The sequence below is a fragment of the Roseobacter sp. HKCCA2468 genome, from assembly GCF_037805105.1.
GTDB lineage: Bacteria > Pseudomonadota > Alphaproteobacteria > Rhodobacterales > Rhodobacteraceae > M30B80.
Window position 1 is genome coordinate 208,533 of sequence record NZ_JBBLYN010000002.1, and the last position, 18,731, is coordinate 227,263.

The 18,731-nt window shown below is 56.0% G+C and carries 18 protein-coding genes; 5 read left to right on the forward strand and 13 right to left on the reverse strand.

Annotated elements, in window-relative coordinates:
* Positions 1-2 precede the first annotated feature (2 nt).
* From AAC620_RS07465 to idi, 3 genes are read left to right on the forward strand one after another with little or no spacing between them, the layout of a single operon-like run.
* Positions 3-1,295, forward strand: a complete 1,293-nt coding sequence (locus AAC620_RS07465; RefSeq protein WP_340243932.1) for a BCD family MFS transporter — start codon at positions 3-5, stop codon at positions 1,293-1,295.
* A 1-nt stretch (position 1,296) separates the two neighbouring features.
* Entirely contained in the window at positions 1,297-2,481 is a 1,185-nt protein-coding gene (locus tag AAC620_RS07470) for a geranylgeranyl diphosphate reductase (RefSeq protein WP_340243934.1), read from the forward strand.
* Positions 2,482-2,483: 2 nt separating this feature from the next.
* Positions 2,484-3,017 carry an isopentenyl-diphosphate Delta-isomerase gene (gene idi, locus AAC620_RS07475; protein ID WP_340243935.1) on the forward strand — a complete coding sequence of 178 codons (534 nt, stop codon included), beginning with the start codon at positions 2,484-2,486 and terminating at the stop codon, positions 3,015-3,017.
* Here the strand turns inward: idi and dxs are convergent.
* From dxs to AAC620_RS07540, 13 genes are all read right to left on the reverse strand, one after another.
* Positions 3,014-4,963 (reverse strand): 1-deoxy-D-xylulose-5-phosphate synthase, encoded by a 1,950-nt coding sequence (gene dxs / locus AAC620_RS07480; RefSeq protein ID WP_340243937.1) that lies wholly within the window; start codon positions 4,961-4,963, stop codon positions 3,014-3,016. The genes idi and dxs overlap by 4 nt on opposite strands.
* Positions 4,964-5,128: 165 nt before the next feature.
* Positions 5,129-6,229: a photosynthetic reaction center cytochrome PufC gene (gene pufC, locus AAC620_RS07485; protein WP_340244283.1), complete on the reverse strand. Its 1,101-nt coding sequence runs from the start codon at positions 6,227-6,229 to the stop codon at positions 5,129-5,131.
* A gap of 1 nt (position 6,230) precedes the next feature.
* Positions 6,231-7,232, reverse strand: coding sequence for a photosynthetic reaction center subunit M (gene pufM / locus AAC620_RS07490; RefSeq protein ID WP_317657096.1), 1,002 nt, complete (start codon positions 7,230-7,232; stop codon positions 6,231-6,233).
* A gap of 3 nt (positions 7,233-7,235) precedes the next feature.
* A complete protein-coding gene (pufL, locus tag AAC620_RS07495) occupies positions 7,236-8,096 on the reverse strand; it encodes a photosynthetic reaction center subunit L (RefSeq protein ID WP_340243938.1) in 861 nt (286 codons plus the stop codon).
* Positions 8,097-8,235: 139 nt separating this feature from the next.
* Entirely contained in the window at positions 8,236-8,391 is a 156-nt protein-coding gene (gene pufA, locus AAC620_RS07500; RefSeq protein ID WP_213674588.1) for a light-harvesting antenna LH1, alpha subunit, read from the reverse strand.
* A 10-nt stretch (positions 8,392-8,401) separates the two neighbouring features.
* Entirely contained in the window at positions 8,402-8,554 is a 153-nt protein-coding gene (pufB, locus tag AAC620_RS07505) for a light-harvesting antenna LH1, beta subunit (RefSeq protein ID WP_213674587.1), read from the reverse strand.
* 213 nt (positions 8,555-8,767) lie between these two features.
* Positions 8,768-8,986 carry a cytochrome PufQ gene (gene pufQ, locus AAC620_RS07510; RefSeq protein WP_340243942.1) on the reverse strand — a complete coding sequence of 73 codons (219 nt, stop codon included), beginning with the start codon at positions 8,984-8,986 and terminating at the stop codon, positions 8,768-8,770.
* Positions 8,986-10,464 (reverse strand): chlorophyllide a reductase subunit Z, encoded by a 1,479-nt coding sequence (gene bchZ, locus AAC620_RS07515; RefSeq protein WP_340243944.1) that lies wholly within the window; start codon positions 10,462-10,464, stop codon positions 8,986-8,988. Before bchZ ends, pufQ begins: the two co-directional genes overlap by 1 nt.
* The gene (gene bchY / locus AAC620_RS07520; RefSeq protein ID WP_340243946.1) at positions 10,464-12,050 is read right to left on the reverse strand and encodes a chlorophyllide a reductase subunit Y; all 1,587 of its coding nucleotides are present in this window, start codon (positions 12,048-12,050) and stop codon (positions 10,464-10,466) included. Before bchY ends, bchZ begins: the two co-directional genes overlap by 1 nt.
* A gap of 6 nt (positions 12,051-12,056) precedes the next feature.
* Positions 12,057-13,061, reverse strand: a complete 1,005-nt coding sequence (locus AAC620_RS07525) for a chlorophyllide a reductase iron protein subunit X (protein ID WP_340243948.1) — start codon at positions 13,059-13,061, stop codon at positions 12,057-12,059.
* Positions 13,058-13,993, reverse strand: coding sequence for a chlorophyll synthesis pathway protein BchC (gene bchC / locus AAC620_RS07530; RefSeq protein WP_340243949.1), 936 nt, complete (start codon positions 13,991-13,993; stop codon positions 13,058-13,060). Before bchC ends, AAC620_RS07525 begins: the two co-directional genes overlap by 4 nt.
* 133 nt (positions 13,994-14,126) lie before the next feature.
* Positions 14,127-15,278: a methyltransferase gene (locus tag AAC620_RS07535; RefSeq protein ID WP_340243951.1), complete on the reverse strand. Its 1,152-nt coding sequence runs from the start codon at positions 15,276-15,278 to the stop codon at positions 14,127-14,129.
* A 3-nt stretch (positions 15,279-15,281) separates the two neighbouring features.
* Positions 15,282-16,154, reverse strand: coding sequence for a polyprenyl synthetase family protein (locus tag AAC620_RS07540; protein ID WP_340243953.1), 873 nt, complete (start codon positions 16,152-16,154; stop codon positions 15,282-15,284).
* A gap of 132 nt (positions 16,155-16,286) precedes the next feature.
* Here AAC620_RS07540 and crtD point away from each other — a divergent pair, with 132 nt between their 5' ends.
* Both crtD and crtC read left to right on the forward strand, forming a co-directional pair.
* Positions 16,287-17,828: a 1-hydroxycarotenoid 3,4-desaturase CrtD gene (crtD, locus tag AAC620_RS07545; protein WP_340243955.1), complete on the forward strand. Its 1,542-nt coding sequence runs from the start codon at positions 16,287-16,289 to the stop codon at positions 17,826-17,828.
* On the forward strand, positions 17,825-18,700 hold the full coding sequence (crtC, locus tag AAC620_RS07550) for a carotenoid 1,2-hydratase (RefSeq protein ID WP_340244284.1): 876 nt from the start codon (positions 17,825-17,827) through the stop codon (positions 18,698-18,700). The genes crtD and crtC overlap by 4 nt, the downstream gene beginning before the upstream one ends.
* Positions 18,701-18,731 lie beyond the last annotated feature (31 nt).

An 18,731-nucleotide genomic window follows, 5' to 3' on the forward strand; every position in this document is an offset into this window, starting at 1 on the left:
GCATGAGCCTGACATGGGTGCAGATTATTCGACTTGGGTTTATTCAGCTGTGTCTTGGCGCAATTGTGGTTTTAACAACCTCGACCCTAAACCGCCTCATGGTTGTGGAATTGGCCCTGCCTGCGATCCTGCCCGGCCTCTTGGTTGGGTTGCATTACGCCATTCAAATCACGCGACCCCAATGGGGTTATCGCTCGGATACAGGCCGATCGCGTAGCCGTTGGATCATCGGGGGCATGGTGATTTTGGCGAGCGGCGCAAGTTTGGCGGCTTTTGCGCTGTCGCTTTTTGCAAGCCATTACATGCTCGGCCTATCCGTCTCCATCTTGGCCTATGTGATGATCGGTGTTGGGGTTGGGGCATCTGGCACATCACTATTGGCGCTTTTAGCAACCGCAACCGACCCTGCACGCCGTCCTGCTGCGGCCACCATCACATGGCTTTTGATGATATTCGGCATTGCCGTAACCGCTGGGGTCGCTGGTCAATTCCTCGACCCCTATAGCCATACGCGACTGATGGCTGTGGTCAGCGTGGTGTCATTTGGCGCGGCGGGTCTGACGATTTTGTCGATCTGGGGTATTGAAGCGAAGGTCACCGCCCGCGCCGAAGAACAATCCGCGCCCTTTTTGGAGGGCTTGCGCGAAATTTGGGCCGAGCGCAAAGCGCGCCATTTCACGATCTTCGTGTTCCTCAGCATGTCTGCCTATTTCATGCAGGAATTGATCCTAGAACCCTATTCGGGCCTCGTGTTTCACTTCACCCCAGGTCAATCAACCTCCCTTTCTGGCGCACAAAATGGCGGCGTGTTTTTGGGTATGGTCTTGGTGGGCGTTGCAGGAACCGCGCTGCGCCTTGGCAGCCTCCGCCAATGGGTGGTGGGGGGATGTTTAGGGTCTGCTGCCGCGCTCCTCGTGATTGCATGGCTTGGTCAAGTCGGGCCAAGCGCACCGCTTTTGCCCGCTGTGGTGGCCATGGGATTTTTCAACGGCGTTTTCGCTGTCGCGGCCATCGGGTCTATGATGGCGCTTGCAGGCGAAGGCCGCACCGCACGCGAAGGCACAAGAATGGGCCTTTGGGGGGCAGCCCAAGCAATTGCCGCAGGGTTTGGCGGTCTGATTGGTGCCGCCCTTGTTGATCTGGCGCGCCCTGTGATGGGCGATGCCGATGGGTTTGCCGCCGTGTTTTTATTCGAGGCCGCGCTTTATATCGCATCCGCCCTTATGGCGGCACGCGTGATTGCAAGCCCCACGCAACCCAGACTTTCCACGCCCCTTTCAGTGCCAGGAGAATAAAATGGATTATGATGTTGTTGTCGTAGGGGGTGGCCCGTCAGGCGCGACCGCTGCACATGATCTGGCGCTGTCTGGCCATCGTGTCGCTTTGTTGGATCGCGCGGGACGGATCAAGCCCTGCGGCGGCGCAATCCCACCCCGCTTAATCGCTGATTTCGACATTCCAGACGCGCAGATCGTGGCAAAGATCACAACGGCGCGGATGATCTCACCAACAGGGCGCAAAGTGGATATCCCGATTGAAAACGGCTTTGTTGGCATGGTGGATCGGGAAAATTTCGATGAGTTCCTGCGCGTCCGCGCCGCCGATGCAGGGGCCGAGCGATTCACAGGCACCTACACAAAGATCGAACGCGATGCACAAGGCACACATGTCATCTATCGCGACAAAGAAACAGGCGACATCCGCCGTTTGACCTGTGCGGTGGTCATTGGGGCGGATGGCGCGCGCTCGAACGTGGCGCGGGACGAGGTCAAGGGCGGTGATCGCATTCCTTACGTCATTGCCTATCACGAAATTGTCGAGGCCCCCGAAGGCGGCACCGATGCCTATGACCCTGATCGTTGTGATGTGGTCTATGACGGACGGATCAGTCCTGACTTTTATGGTTGGGTCTTCCCACATGGGAAATCCGCATCCATTGGCATGGGGTCGATGGATAAGGAGGTTGATTTGAAAAAAGCCACCGCTGATTTGCGCGCGTTTTCACATCTGGCCAATTGCAAAACCATTCGCCGCGAGGGGGCGCCTATTCCCCTCAAACCGCTCGACCGTTGGGACAATGGGCGCGATGTCGTGCTTGCGGGCGATGCAGCAGGGGTGGTTGCCCCCTCTTCGGGCGAGGGAATTTATTATGCCATGGTGGGTGGCCGTGTGGCGGCCACAGCCGCCGCAGCAAAACTGCAATCAGGCCGTATCAAAGACCTAGATCTGGCGCGGCGGTTGTTCATGCGCGAACATAAGGGCGTGTTCAAAGTTTTGGGTGCGATGCAAAACGCCTATTACCGATCCGATGAGCGGCGTGAGCGGTTTGTCAGCCTGTGTCACGATATTGATGTGCAGCGCCTGACCTTCGAGGCCTATATGAACAAGAAACTGGTCAAAGCGCGGCCTTTGGCGCATATCAAGATCGGTGTTAAAAATCTGGCCCATTTGACGGGTTTAATTTCTGCGACACGTGTGTAGCGATGGATGATGTCATGATCCCCGCATGGATCGGGGATGAGCTAAAACCTGTAGACAAGCTGTTGGCGCATCAACGCGGACTGCGTCATAAAGCGATTTCCGTCTTTCTGATGCGCGGGACAAAGGTATTGATGCAGCGGCGCGCCTTGTCGAAATACCATACACCTGGGCTCTGGACGAACACCTGCTGCACCCACCCACATTGGAACGAAGACGCTCTTAGCTGTGCGCAACGCCGTTTGGGCGAGGAACTGGGCCTGCCCATCATTGCGTTGGAAAAGCGCGATCGCGTGGAATACCGCGCGGATGTTGGCGGCGGGCTCATCGAGCATGAACTTGTCGATATATTTGTCGGCGCGTTGCCCCCTCAGATTGAGCCAACACCCAATCCCGATGAGGTGGTCGATATTGCTTGGATGGATCTCGATGGTCTATCCGCCCGCGTCAAAGCAGCGCCCCAGAGCTTTACCCCGTGGCTCAGGATCTATCTTGAGGAACACGCGGCGAAGATTTTTGGCGCTGACGCAAAGGTCTAGCGTTTCAATTTTGCGACTTTGCTGTCTTGCTCAAAATTCGGCGCGGCAATGCCAAGCGCAGCCAAGCCTGTGCGCATAATATCATCAGCCGCCAATCCCGCATCGCGATACATCGCCTTGGGGCTTGCATGTTCAATGAACCGATCAGGCAAATGCATGGTGCGGATAGACACGCCACCATCCAAACGCCCCGTGGTGGCAAGATGATGTAAAACTAAGGCACCAAACCCCAGTGCAGAGCCTTGTTCGACAGTGACAATAGCCTTGTGATTGGCAACCAGATCATTGACCAAATCTGTATCCAGCGGCTTGGCAAATCTTGCATCTGCGATGGTGACAGAGATACCGCGTGCGGCCAAGGCGGCGGCAGCTTCCTGCACTTCGGACAAATGCGCCCCAAGGCTGAGCAAGGCAATGTCACTGCCTTCTTGCAGAATGCGGCCCTTACCAATTTCCAATATCTGCCCGTTTTCAGGCATGGCAACGCCAGTGCCCTCGCCGCGCGGATAACGCAGCGCAATTGGCCCATCGTCATAGGCGACAGCGGTCGCGATCATATCGACCAACTCCGCCTCATCCGCACAAGCCATCACCACCATATTGGGCAGGGCCGCGAGGTAATTGATGTCAAACGCGCCTGCATGTGTCGGGCCATCGGCGCCCACCAATCCTGCGCGATCAATCATAAAGCGTACGGGTAAATTTTGTAGCGCCACATCATGCACAATCTGATCATAACCGCGCTGAAGGAAGCTCGAATAAATCGCACAAAATGGCTTGAGGCCACCTGCGGCCAAAGCGGCGGCAAATGTCACCGCATGCTGTTCCGCAATGCCCACATCGAAAATGCGATGCGGCATGGCCTGCTGCATCACGTTCAGACCCGTGCCGCCTGGCATGGCGGCTGTGACACCCACAACTTTTGGGTCATTCTGCGCCTCAGCCAAAAGACGTTTGCCAAAGACACCCGTGTAACTGGGCGCATTGGCGGTGGCCTTTTGCTGAACACCAGTTTTCGGATCAAACTTCGCCACACCATGATAGCAATCATCCGCCATTTCGGCAGGCGCATATCCCTTGCCCTTTACTGTCACCGCGTGGATCAAAACAGGGCCTGTTGCATGAGTTTTCGCATGGCGCAGCGTCTCAAGAAGCGCGTCCATATCATGACCATCAATCGGGCCGATATAGTCAAAACCTAGATGCTCAAACAGGTTTTCCCCATGCGGCAAGTCGCCAATTTGCGCTTTTACCAACTCCCGCGCGCGGGTCGCGCCCGCACGAAATGGCTCGGGCAAAAGGGGCACCATACCATCGGCAATATCCTTTAATGCCGAAAGCGGCGAATGTTTCGCCAAATCTTGCAGATAGCGGGACATGGCCCCAACAGGGGGCGCAATGCTCATATCATTGTCATTCAAGATCACGAACAAGCGCCGCCCTAAATCGCCCGCGTTGTTCATGGCTTCATAGGCCATGCCTGCGGAGATCGAACCATCCCCGATAACGGCAATCGCATCACCAGTGGCCTCACCCAATTCACGCGCCATGGCAAAGCCCAGCGCCGCCGAAATTGAGGTTGAACTATGCGCCGCACCAAACGGGTCAAAAGCCGATTCACTGCGTTTTGTAAAACCTGACAAACCGCCCTCTTGGCGCAAGGTGCGGATACGATCACGCCGACCTGTCAGGATTTTATGCGGATAACATTGATGCCCAACATCCCAGATCAGCTTGTCATAGGGGGTGTTGAACACGGCATGGATTGCCACGGTCATCTCTACGACACCAAGGCTTGATCCCAGATGGCCGCCCGTTTCCGACACGGCCGAAATTGTTTCGGCCCGCAACTCATCCGCGAGGCGGGCCAATTCGTCATCGCTCATGCGGCGCAAATCTGCGGGGCTATGAATACGATTAAGAAGCTCGGTCGTTGGTCGTGTCATCTTTCCAGCCCTCCCAAGCCAGAAAAAACCACGGGTGGGGAAACCCCAAACCCGTGGCAAGGCGCACCTACGAAGGGACGATAGGTGAGTTCTGATGGTCTGATCTGTTCTGCGATATAGGGTCTATACCGCAGAACAGGGTCTTATTTTGGCCGCAGCCAAACATCACTGAAAGGCCGAATAGTCAGGCTCGCCCGATGTTGTGGCAAGCTCGGGCCAATTCGCGATCACGTTCAAGCCACGCAGCGGACGCTGCTGCCTTTGGTGACAGGTGCGACAGGCCAGTTTCGGCACATCACCATGCACAGGCCCTAGTCGTTCTGCGGGCAGAACATCAGCCAATGGCAGGATGTAGAGGTCAAGCGCCTCTTGCACCATCTGAATGCCAAGCGTTGCGGTCGCCCATTGTGGGGTGACCTGTGCCGCATCGTAGAAAGCCCGCGTGTTGTGACAGAAGGTGCAGTTCACGCCCAACGAATTCGCAATGTAATTCATGAAGGCATAAGTGCGTTCTGCATGTTGGATCAGCGGATCCCCGTCCATCTGCTGCACGCGCGAAGCCAGATCATGCACACCGATGCGGTTATACTGACCGTCTTCGTTCAAGAGCAGATAGGTTTCCAGATAATCCGAGGGCAATGATGTCGAGTTTGACACAATCGTCACACGGTTCTGGTTTGCCGACCAACCGCCTGCGTTTTCGTTCACAGGCGACACTTCGAACCAGATATTATTTGGCACGGGTTGACCACGGTGGCAGGTGTAGCAGGTGACACCCACTTCCGCATTGGCGTTAACGTGCCCCCCCCAGAATTCGTTAATATTCTGGGTCATCTCGATCATATTCCGCGCCACCACGGTTTGGTAGTTTTCCTCGCCTGCAAAGAGATCGGGGATACCTGTCCAAATACGCATTGCCTCGACCAATCGGTCATAGTTCTCAGGTGTCAAATAACCCAAGGTTGGCTCTGCATCTGCACGCACGATACGGATCGGGCGCGCATTGGCTTCGGGAACAATTGGCTCGGTGGTGTAGAAATTATCCGCGTCAGGATAAGAGGCCGCCAAGTCAGCTTGGAATTCAGGCACACCCATCCCTGTCCCGCGCGGGCCAGTTTGCAGCGTGTCTGTTTTGAACGGCTGACCGATGGTGACCAATGCTGCTGCGGCAAAGACCGCGGCACCCACCACCCCGACCAAAATGGCAGGGCCATAAATATTGGTCGGGTTTTTCGAGTTCCATTCATTGAACCATTTGGGGAACATCTCAGTTTCCTCCCGTGGTTTGGCCAAGGAAGCCTTCATAGCTGCCATAGGCCTCGTAGCCATAGGGTGCGAGGTATTCTGGTGCAAAGTTGTGCTCTTGCGCCCAGATGAACCAATTATCCACCACGGTTCCTGTCAAAAGGATGCCGATGCCACCTGTGATCGGGGTCAAAACCGCAAACCACCAAGCCCAACGGTGAATCCCCTCCATTGTGGCGTTAAAACCCATCGTCCAGCGCCAGAACAAGGCCGCGCGTTCAGATGCCGTGCCACGATCATAGATCTGTTCCAATTCGCGGTCGCCGCCAAAGCGCGATACCGCCAGAATGGTCGCGCCATGCATCGCAAAGAGCAGAACCGAACCATAAAGGAACACAATCGAAAGTGCGTGGAACGGGTTATAGTAGAGGTTCCCGTAACGGATTGAGAAGGCTGTCGTCCAATCAAGGTGTGGGAAAATGCCGTAAGGCACTGCCTCACTCCATTGGCCCATCAAGACGGGACGGAACAGACCCAACACAAGGAACAACCAAATCGCTGCCAAAAAGGCCCAAGCGATATGTTTGCCCATCTTATGCTGCTCAGCCAAAAGATAGGTGCGCAACCACCAAGACATCACCGAAACAAGCAGAAAGAAGCTTGCGATGATATACCAGCCGCCTTCGTTCAGCGGTGGAATGCTTAGACCATATTCAGGCCCAGGAGGTTCAAGCGCCAACCAGAACAGCTGACGAATAAACTCGGGGATCGACCAACCCACTTGGGACAGCATGTTGAGGCCAACAATGTTGAACCACAGCAAACCTGTCGCCAAGCTGATCGTGCCTGCCCAACCCAGATAGACGGGGCCAAGCTGCGCGTTGCCAATCAAACCTGCGAGGGTCGAGAAGGAGGCCGACTTCGTGCGCTCGGCCGCCAAGTTGTTTTCATTGTCCATCCCCATCTCGGGATGGCCCTGCACCTGCACTTGCGTGAAGATGTTTTGATATTCGAAATAGGCCATGGTTTACATCCCTCCCGAAACCGCGTGGATCGGGCTTGGATCTGGCCAGATCGGCAGCGTCAGCCACCAATTCCACCATTCCGGCCAACCGCTTGTCCAAACGGGGCCAGAGATCACGATACAAACCGCGCTCCAGAAACCAGCATTCAAAGCCAGCAACAGACCCAAGCGGTGGATGCCCAAAGTGCCGATGGAATAGCCGATGAAATCACGGAAGAACGTGTCTTCGTGATCAGGGCTTTTCGCTTCTTCACCTTTTTCAGGGTTCGCCGCGGATAGGATCAAACCACCATGCAGCGCCAAGGCAAAGGTCGTGGTGAAGAAGAAGGTCACCGCGATCATATGGGCTGGGTTATAGTGGAAATGCAGATAGGAATACCCTACGTTGGATACCCAATCAAGGTGGCTAAAGATGCCGTAGGGGAAGCCATGTCCCCATGCGCCAAGCAACAAGGGGCGCACAACAACCAATGTCACATAAGCCAAAATCGCGAAGCTAAAGGCAAATGGAACATGATAGCCCATGCCAAGCTTTCGGCTGATTTCAACTTCTCTTAAGGCCCAAGATACAAAGGCACCAACGGCACACATCGTGATGATTTGCCAAAGGCCGCCTTCGAGCAGCGGGGCCATGCCCAACCCGTATGAGAGGTCAGGTGGGGCAATATTGATCGTCCAAGGGTTGAACGTGCCTTGCATGGCCGCCCCCCAGAAGATCAGGATGGTTCCAAGGGCAGCGAAGAAGATCGTGGTCACCCCAAAGAAGCCCACATAGAAAGGGCCAACCCAGAAGTCGAACAGATCGCCGCCAATCAGCGTCCCTCCGCGGACGCGATATTTTCTTTCGAAGCTTAGCAAAGCCATGCGTCTGTCTCCGCGTTTGGCGGCTTTGGATCATCTCCACTTAGCCGTCCGTTATTGGTCGGTTAGCTGCGGGCGGGCAGCCCGCCCGCAGCGATGTCATAAGGCATATCAGGCGCGCCGCAGGCGGCGGGCCTAACTCTTACATGCCTGCTGCAGCTGCAGTCTCAAACCAGTTGAGACCCGAGCTCAGAACCACCAAGTGGATCATTGCAGCGAGCAAGAAGAGAAAGACGCCCTGAGCCACGAAGACGCGGCGCGGGTCGAAGATCAGCCAGATTTTGTAAAATTTGGACATGTCTTTCTCCTCAGCCGAACCACGGGCGCCAGATATACGTGGCGATATGAGCAAGCAGGGCGATACCTGCGAACAGCCAAAGGCCGCTCATATACACCGAGTGGAGCTCTTGCGCCTGCTCGTCGGTCAGACCTGTAAAGGACAGATCGGTGTTACCAGCCATGAACTTTCCTCCGGAACGTTTGACTAGTGCCGCACACCCTGCGGCCGGGCCCCGACAAAACCTCATTGTCTTGTCGGCATTCCACCCACGCGGGTAGTCATCCCGCATTGGCGAACTTGTGTCGGCTCCGGTCGTCACGCCGAGAATGTTATCGTCTCACCTATGCGCCTCGACCGGGTCTAATCAGTCTCGAACGGCGGCTGAGTGAGAGGATCAGGCCGAAAAAATAATCGGCGTGATAATCCGCGCTTGGCTCCAAGCGCGCTTTACGGGGCCTTTTTCCGTCAAGCTTCCTGTGCGCAGCGCAGCCAAGCCCCAAGTGAGCGTGGCAAGCGGCAAGGTCGCGAGAAAAATGATCCCGAAGTAAATCATGAACTCCGTTTTGGGCGGCTTTGACCGCGCAATCTGGGTGTTGGAGCTAATATCTGTCATTATACGCCTCCCTCGTTCAGCGTCTCAAAACGGCGCGGCGCGAGTTGCGCCACCGTTTCTTTCACGACCCGCTCAGCCCCGCTTTCTAGCGCGGCTTTTTCTGCGGCATCGCGTAAGGTTTTGGCCGCCGAAATCCGTGTCAAAACGGGGTGTTCGGCAACAATTTTGTCGAGCAACGCCTGCGCATCAGCGTCCCATGGGAAATCGCGGCGCAATGTTGTCGGGGTTGCTTTGGCGCTGTCCATCTCGCTGCCAAGCGGAAGAATATGGAACAGGGCATCAAACAGGCTGTTGCAGATTTCCTGCAAGAGATAAGTCGCGCCTGCATATCCCATGAAGGGCGTGCCTGTGGCGCGGCGGATCGCGGCGCCAGGGAAACTTGCAGGGATGAAAGACGGGCGAGGGCCATGGCCCGCGCTCATTTCCGCGAGATACATCTTCTCGTTGATGGATCCCATCAAGACCAAGGGACGCTTTGCAGAAATCAGGCTGCGCACTTCGTCATTGTTGGTTTTTTTGCCTGCTGTGCGTGCCACCGCAAAGGCACAGGGCAACCCAAGATCACTTTCAAGGAAATGCCGAATGCCGCGGGTATAGGTTTCGTTCGCCACGATGCCAAAATTGGCCGTTGCAAAGAAATCTTGCGTGACCGACCGCCACAAATCCCAAACAGGCTTGAGGGTCGAATGCTTTTCGCGGGTGATAAAAGGCTCGGGATCTAGGCCCAGCATCTCGCCCAATTGGCGCAGGAATTTCGTGGTCGACTCAACCCCAATGGGCGCTTGCAAATAGGGCTTGCCCAATACCTCGGCCAAACCGCGCCCAAATTCGCGATACATCACGATATTGGCATCCGCGTTAACCAAGTTGCGCATTTCGGCCAAATGGCTGCCCAATGGCATGACCATATTCACTTCGGCCCCGATACCTTCCACAAGGCGGCGAATTTCATGCAGATCAGAGGCCATATTAAAGGTGCCATACATCGGCCCAAGAATATTGACCCGCGGCGCAGACCCTTCTTCACGCTGTTTCTCGGGCGGCATACGCCCCTTGGTCATGCCAAATTCCGTGAAAATCCACGTCATGGCACGATCTGCGGCCTCCCATTGATCCTCATCAATGGTGCGCGGCAAAAAGCGTTGAATATTGGTGCCTTGCGGTGTGACCCCCCCGCCAATCATCTCGGCAATCGAGCCCGTGACAACAACGGCAGGAAGCGCGGGGTCTAGCGTGCCCCAAGCGCGTTTCATCGCGCCCTCAGTGCCATCACGGCCCAATTCTTCCTCGCCAAGACCCGTGGTCACAATCGGCAATTCATGGGGTGGCAAAGCATCGGTGTAATGCAGAACCGATGTGACGGGCAGGTTTTCACAACCCACTGGGCCATCGATGACCACTTGCAATCCTTTGACGGCGGTAAAGGCGTAAACCGCCCCCCAATATCCGCCCGCGCGATCATGATCTTGGATCAACATCAGATCATCTCCTGCGCTTTGGCGGCACGGGCCGCTTTGTCGAGTTTTTTCTGATGCGTGGCGCGAAAATCAGGCCGCTCATTTGGGCTGCCTTCCCAAATGCCTGCTGTATCCGCGTGACCGACACCTTCAAAGAAGGCGCGCATATGATCCATGCGGTCTTTGTTTGACATGGCAGCGTTGACCACCTGCGCCAAAGACCCTGCACCCGCTGGCCCCATCAAAGGACGCGCGGAAATCAAATTGGTGAAATACAGGCTTGGGATGCCAAGCTCTTTGCCCTTCTGCACAACAGGGGTCGTGCCGATGGCAAGATCAGGCTTGATGGCTTCCATCGCGGCGCAGTCATCTTCGAGACTTGCGCGGAATTTAACCTTAACGCCCTTGGCTGTTAGCCAGTCCAAATCAGGCTCTGACCATGGTGTTTTCGGGCAGGCCGTGCCAACATAGGGCACATCGGCCCCACTCTCGATCAGCAGGCGCGCGACCAAAAGCTCTGACCCCTCATAGCCCGACAAGGTGATCGTTCCGTTGATCTTTTGGGCGGCAAGCGCACCCTTGATCGCGGGCAAAAAGGCGTTTTGCGCAGCAGCAATCTGATCCGCCGCAACACCATAAGCCGCACCAATCGCAGACAGCCATGCGGCTGTGCCGTCATATCCAACGGGGGCGCTGCCAATAATCGTGCGGCCTGCGGCCTGAAATTCTCGGATGGCGGATGTGTAAAACGGGTGGATTGCTGCCACCACTTCGCTATCCAAGGCAGAATAGAGCTCGCGCCACTCACGGCAGGGAACGACCGGACCTGCCGCCAGACCGAGCGGCGCGAGCATCCCACCAATCCCAATGGGATCGGCTGGGAACATCTCGCCCAACAGGGTCACTGTCGGGCGATCTGATTTGCCCGAAACAGGGGCTTGGACGGGGCCAGCCTCCACCTCTTTACGGGCATAATTCAACATAGCGCCTGCAAGCACATCTTTGGCTTCGGCATGGGTGGGAATTCCAAATCCTGGCACATCAATGCCCACGATCCGAACACCGTTGATCTCCTGCGGCAGGAGACGCAGCGGAACACCGGAGGCGGTCGGAACGCAAAGATTGGTCACCACAATCGCGTCATAGCGCGCGGGATCTGCCATCTCGTGAACGGCATCCCGAATATCCTCGAAGAGTTTGCCCGTAACCAAACTTTCCGAGTTGAAAGGCACATAGCCGACTGAACGGCGCGCGCCATAAAAATGGCTGACAAAGCTGAGGCCATAGACACAGCAGGCCGAGCCAGACAAAACCGATGCCACGCGGCGCATCCGCAACCCTACGCGCAAACTGCCAAAGGCAGGGCACATGCTTTGGGGTTTGTCATGCGGCCCCTGCGGGTAATCGCGGGCATATTGATCAAGGATTTCGGATTTCCCCGCCATGCGCGCGGCGGCTTCCATTTCGGCCGCCCCTGCGTGGCAACCCATACCCTGCCCCAATTCGGGCGGAGTCTGCCTATCCGAAGCGGCAGATGCATCAGCGCGATCTTGGCCGAGGATTACCTCGGCCTCATCGGCGGCATCATATCTCACTTCTTCGGACATTCTTCCTCAGACCTCATCATAAATTACTTCAAGCGACTTTTTCGGCGCGGCGTTCTTGCCGCGCATATCGGCTTCGGTTGCGGGCTCTAGGACGATGCCCGCACCAGTATCCTTGCCATCGAAAAGGCTGATCAATTCATCTTGGCTCAGTGCCGTTGGTCGCAACGGCGGCGCTTCGCCGACATTTTCACCCAACGCCGCAAAAAGCGCGCCCCATTGGCTTTGGTTCGTCCCAACGATTTGGTAATTCGCAGATTTTTTGCGCAGATCATCATCCGCAGGGATCGAGGCCAAAACAGGAATATTCACCGCATCGGCAAAGGCCTGAGCCTCGCCCGTGCCGTCATCTTTGTTGATGACCAAACCCGCGACACCCACATTGCCGCCCATTTTGCGGAAATATTCCACTGCCGAGCAAACATTGTTCGCCACATACAGAGATTGCAGATCATTTGATCCAACCAGAATCACCTTCTGCGCCATGTCACGGGCAATCGGCAGGCCAAACCCGCCGCAGACCACATCGCCCAAGAAGTCGAGCAGGACATAGTCAAAATCCCAGTCATGGAAGCCTAGCTTCTCAAGCAGCTCAAAGCCGTGGATGATCCCACGCCCACCACAGCCGCGGCCAACTTCTGGCCCGCCAAGCTCCATCGCGTAGACACCGCCACGCTTGAAGCAGACATCCCCGATTTTCACCTCCTCGCCCGCCAATTTCTTTTTGGTCGAGGTTTCGATGATCGTTGGGCAGGCTTTGCCGCCAAAAAGTAGGCTGGTCGTATCGGATTTCGGATCACAGCCAATCAACAGAACCCGCTTTCCTTGCTCGGCCATGATATGGCTGAGATTGGCAAGGGTGAAACTTTTACCGATGCCGCCCTTCCCATAAATCGCAATGATCTGCGTTTTCTTAGTGGGTTCGCCCTGAGGCACTTCGAGGGTCGGCTCTTGCTGCGCCTCATCGCGCAGGCGGGCATCGAAATCCTTGAGATTGGGAACATCGAGGGTCATTCTGGCTTCTCCCAATTCAAAATCATTTTCAGGCAAGCGGCATCTTCAAAGGCTTGAGGATAGGCGAGGCTTGCCTCTGCGGCGGGCAGTTGATGCGTGATCAAACCACCAAGGCTAAGCTGTCCCGCTTCGATCAAATCGCGGGTAGCGACCAAGTCGGCGCGCGTCCATTCCGCCGCGATCCGCAGCCGCGCCTCACGCATGAAGGCGGGCGGAAAGGCGAATTCGAGAGATTCGGGATAGAAACCTGCCAAGACGACTTCACCGCCCTTGGTCAGGCGCCCAATCATTTCATCCAACAACGCCGCCACGCCCGAAGCATCGTAGATGCAGCGATAATCACGGCGCGTATCATCGGTGGAATTGGTAACGAGATATCCCTCTGCGCCTGTAACACGGGCAGGATTAACCTCCCATACAGTCGGGGCGGGGCCGCCCAGCGCCAAAGTAAGACGCGCCAAGAGACGACCAAATACGCCATGACCCACGATCAGATCAGGCAAGTCATGGCCCGCGAGCGCATGATAGGCAGTGGCAGCCAAAGCCAAAAGCGCACCTTCGGGGCCGCTTGCACGATCAATGCGCACGGCGCGCTCTGGCGCAGTGACCAACACGGAAGACGCACCGCCAAACAGGCCACGCACATCGCCGTAGCAATTCGCGCCCGGCACAAAAACATGATCACCAACCGAAAATTCGCAATTTTTCGGTGTTGAAACGACCTCACCAGCGGCTTCATAGCCGGGGATCAGGGGATAACCCATGCCTGGGAAGGGCGGCATGCGGCCAGACCAGAACAGTTTTTCGGTTCCTGTGGAAATGCCAGAGTGACACACGCGCACAACCATATCCTCTGGCGAAGGCGCCACGAGGCTAACCTGTCCGAGCCCTATTTTCTTTGGCCCTTCGAGTATGACGGCGGTCGCGTGCACGGTCGCACTTCCCCTTGGTTTTCGGATCAAATCGCGCCTCAAGACGCATTGAGATTCCACTATGAGTCATCTGTCAGTTTAATATTACAGCACTGTATGTCAATTAAAATGGACAGTTTATACAAAAAGATTGTCAGCTTTTGTTGACAGTCTTTTCAGCTGTAACGATCCGCGTCACAAATGGACGCCCCGTTTTGACGGGCGAAACCCGCGCAAACCCTGCTTTCGACAATAATTCGCCGATTTGGGCGGCACTGCGGACTGTGCCTGTGCCCATCGCCATACAATAGAGCGCGAAATACGCATCCGCGCTGCGATCTGGCGTTTGCCCGCCTGACATCGGCTCGGCGATGACGATCTTACCGCCTTCGGGCAAAGCGGCATGAGCCGATTTCAGCAATCGAAGCACGGTTTCATCCTCGTGATCGTAAAGAACACGAATAAGGGTGATGAGATCAGGCCCAATTGGCAAAGGATCATCGCGGAAACTGCCCGAGACAATCGTGGCCCGCGCGGCAATGCCTGCGCGCTCAAACCGATCTTGTGCCAGTGCCGCCACCTGCGGCAAATCAAAAAGGGTCACTTGAACATCTGGATGCGCCTTGGCACAGGCCGCCAAGAACACACCCGTGCCACCCCCGATATCCATGACATGCTGCGCCTTCGCAAAGGACAGGCTTGCGAGGATTTCGTCACTTACAAGATTTTGAGTCTTAGACATCAAATGCGAATAGCGCTCTGCCGTAGCAGGATCTTCCGCCGCAGCGGCCCCAAAAACATAGGGCCAAAACCGTGCAAGGTCTGGGTCTGTTTCCCCCCGAAAAAACCCTTCGGCAGGGCCCAAATCGCGATATAGAATATCATGGTGCAAGATCATGTCGCGCAGACCACCCACGCCATTGATCGCGGCCCCCAACCGCGCCAAGGCATAGCGCCCATCCCGCAAACGGGTCAAAAGCCCAAGACTGGCTGCGGCTTGACATAAGACAGAAATCCGTCTTTCGGGCGCATCAATCTTTACGGCCAATTCGGCAGGATAAGCAGGGCAGGCGCGCAAATGGCGTGGCAGATCAAGCGCAACAAAGGCCTGCAAAATCTGGCTATAGGTAAAGCCTGCCACCAAATCAAAGAGCCGCTCGCCATCCCGTTTTGCAGCCGCACGCGTAAAGAGGGAACGCGCTGCCCATGATTGAAATGCAGCTGAACCCACCAAATCCAAATAGCGCGCGCGCCATTTATCCCAAAATCTTGGGCGCGGTTCGTCACTTGGGGAGATAGCAGCCATATCTCATTCGGCCGCGTGATGTGCGGGCAAAACAGGCGTAAGCCGCTCTGCATATACGCGCACCATGTCACACAGCGCCGCTTCACCCGCACAAGACGGAATCGAGGCAATCGCGCCAGATAAAATATCCTCCAACCGCGAAACGGCGCCGCGCACGCCCAGTTGTGAAACAGCATTAGGTCGCCCGTTGAGATCGTCCTGACCCACGGGCTTACCCAAGGTTTTTTCATCGTAAAGCGCGTCACGCAGATCATCGGCAACTTGGAACGCCTCGCCAATCCGAGCGCCCAGTTCTGTCCAAGGTTCGGGATCTTCCCCCGCAGCAGCGGCACCCATTTTGGTGGCGGCAACAAACAATGCGCCTGTTTTCGACCGATGATAGGCGGACAGGTCTATCTTATCCTCGCTTTCCCAGCCTTGGCCTGCGCAAATTCCATTGGGCATGCCTGTGGCTTGGCTGAGGATTTTGATCATCTCAACTGCACGCTGTGGATCATCCACCGCAGCACGGGCCAAGACCTCAAAGGCCAAAACAATCAGCGTATCACCTGCGAGAACCGCAATGGGTTGCGAATAAGCGATATGCACCGTGGGCTTTCCGCGCCGCAAATCCGCATTGTCAAAACAAGGTAGGTCATCATGAACGAGGCTGGCGCAGTGGATAAGCTCAATCGCCGCGCAAGCCGCGTTTGAAAGATTCGGCTTATCATCCCCGCAGGCCTTCGCCACCGAAAGGGAGATGGTCGGCCTGATCCGCGCGCCGCCCGGATTGACGGCATGATCCAAGGCTTGCGCCAATTTGCGTGGTGCAGGCTCTTTCACGGCTAAAGAGAGGGCAGCAGAGATCGCTGATTCTATGCGGGCGGACAGGGACATGGTCACTCAGCCTTCATCGAGGTTTGCGCGGAGGATCCCACGCATATGTAAATTAGACTGGACAGTTTGCGGGAATATGTCAACAATATCTGACATAATCTCGAGAGTGGCCCGAATGAAAGACGCAACACTGTGACCCGCCCTATTGCACCTGTCAGGCCCCGCGCCGTGGTGATCGGTGCAGGTATGGGCGGTCTTTCAACCGCGCTGCGCCTCGCGCATGCGGGATGTCAGGTCACAGTCTTTGATGCGATGCCCCATGTCGGCGGCAAAATGCGGCAAGTGCCATCTGCTGCGGGGCCGATTGATGCGGGGCCAACAGTGGTGACGATGCGCCATGTGTTTGACAATCTGTTTCAAACATTAGGTTTGAGGCTTGAGGATCATGTGACGCTAACACAGGATGACATCCTTGCCCGCCATTTCTGGCCAGATGGCAGCGCGTTAGATTTTCATGCTAATCTCGAAGAAACGCTTACAGCCATTGATCGCTTTTCAGGCTCCAAGGCGCGCGGCGAGTTTCTCAAATTCCACCAAGATACGGCCGCGCTTTTTTCAGCATTCGAAGGGCCAATGATGCTGCGCGCTGATCCGCGACAAACGGATTTGACGCTCACGGTTTTGAAATCACCGCATCTGCTGCGCGCAATGGCCCCGCATCAAACTTTGGCGCAGGCGATTTTTAAGCGGTTCAGCGATCCCCGTTTGGCACAAGTTTTTGCGCGTTATTCCACCTATGTTGGCGGCAACCCTTATCTTAGCCCCGCGCTGCTTTCGCTGATTTGGCAATCCGAGGCGGCGGGCGTGTGGCGGGTCAAAGGCGGTGTGCATCAACTGGCCCGCGCGATGCAGAATATCGGGCAATCCATGGGTGTCGAGTTTCAGCTTGGGCAATCCATCGAGGCCATTACAAAAGATGCGGATCATGTCACTGGCGTCACCCTTTCAGATAGTCGGCATGTGGCGGCAGATATTGTGGTGTTTAATGGTGACCCACGGGCGATTCATATTGGGCTGCTGGGCCAAGACCACGCACCCCGTGTAACGCGCGCGCAGGTCGAACCGCGCAGCCTATCTGCCTATGTTTGGAGTTTCGCCTCCCGCGCTTGGGGCAAGACCCTGGCCCATCACAACGTATTTTTTGGTGATGACCAACGCAGCGAATTTGACCCTATCGAAAATGGTGCGCTGCCGCGTGATCCAACACTTTATATCTGCGCTCAGGATTCTGGGCTCAACTCTAACACAGATACGGCGCTGCAAAGATTTGAAATTATCATGAACGGCGCGCCAACCGAGGCCCCAACAGAAAGGGAGGTGGCCGCATGTCGTCATCTGACATTTCAAACATTAGCGGATCGCGGGCTGATCTTTCCCGACCCGATCCCCGACAGCGCATTGATGACACCACAGGATTTCGCAACGATGTTTCCCGCCTCGCGCGGATCCCTTTACGGGCTGAGCCCACATGGAATGACGGCAGCATTGAAACGGCCACGGGCGCGGACGTCTCTCAAGGGTCTATACTTGGCGGGGGGCGGTACCCATCCGGGGGCGGGAATTCCGATGGCTTGCCTCTCAGGACGGCACGCGGCCGAGGCGATCTTGACGGACCATGCTTTAACCTTGCCGTCCCGCCCAACGGCTATGCGTGGTGGTATATCGACGGCATAAGCGATGACGGAACCAAGGCTATTTCAATCATCGCCTTCATCGGGTCAGTTTTCTCGCCGTGGTATCGTTGGTCGGGGCGCAAAGACCCCGAAGATCATTGCTGCTTGAATGTTGTCACCTATGGCAAAGGCGGCCGTTGGACGATGACAGATCGGGGCCGAGATGCGCTAGAGCTTTCGGAAACGCAAATGAAAATAGGCCCTAGTCACCTGTCTTGGGACGGGTCAGCCCTCACCATTCATATTGATGAACGCACAACACCACATGGCGGGCGGTTGCGCGGCAAAGTGACACTAACCCCTCGTGCAGTGACGAATGTGGAATTACCGCTCTGCAATGATGGCGCGCATATTTGGCGCCCTTTCGCACCCGTTGCCGATATCCAGGTTCGTCTCGAAAATGCAGGTTGGTCATGGTCTGGGCATGGATATTTTGATGCCAATTTTGGCACTCGCGCCTTAGAGGAAGATTTTGATTACTGGACATGGGGCCGCTTTCCAACGCGAGAGGGCGCTTGTTGTTTCTATGATGCAACGCGCTGCGATGGCAGCAATCTTGCGGCCGCCATTGCCTTTGATGAAACAGGCAAGGCATCACCCGTTGATGCGCCGCGCACTGCAAGGTTCAAATCCGCTTTTTGGGGGGTGCACCGTGAAACCCGTGCGGATCCAGATTTTGCCCCACATGAGGTTCGGCCCATGTTAGACGCCCCATTTTACAACCGTGCCATGGTGCGAACCAAAATCAATGGTGAGACCGTGACAGGTGTTCATGAATCGCTTGATCTTAATAGATTTCGCAAAGCGTGGATGATGCCGATGCTGGCCTTTCGTGTGCCCCGCCGCAAAAATTGGCCGAAGCGGTGGTTGTGATCTGATCGTGTCGCTTCCATATTGGGCGGAA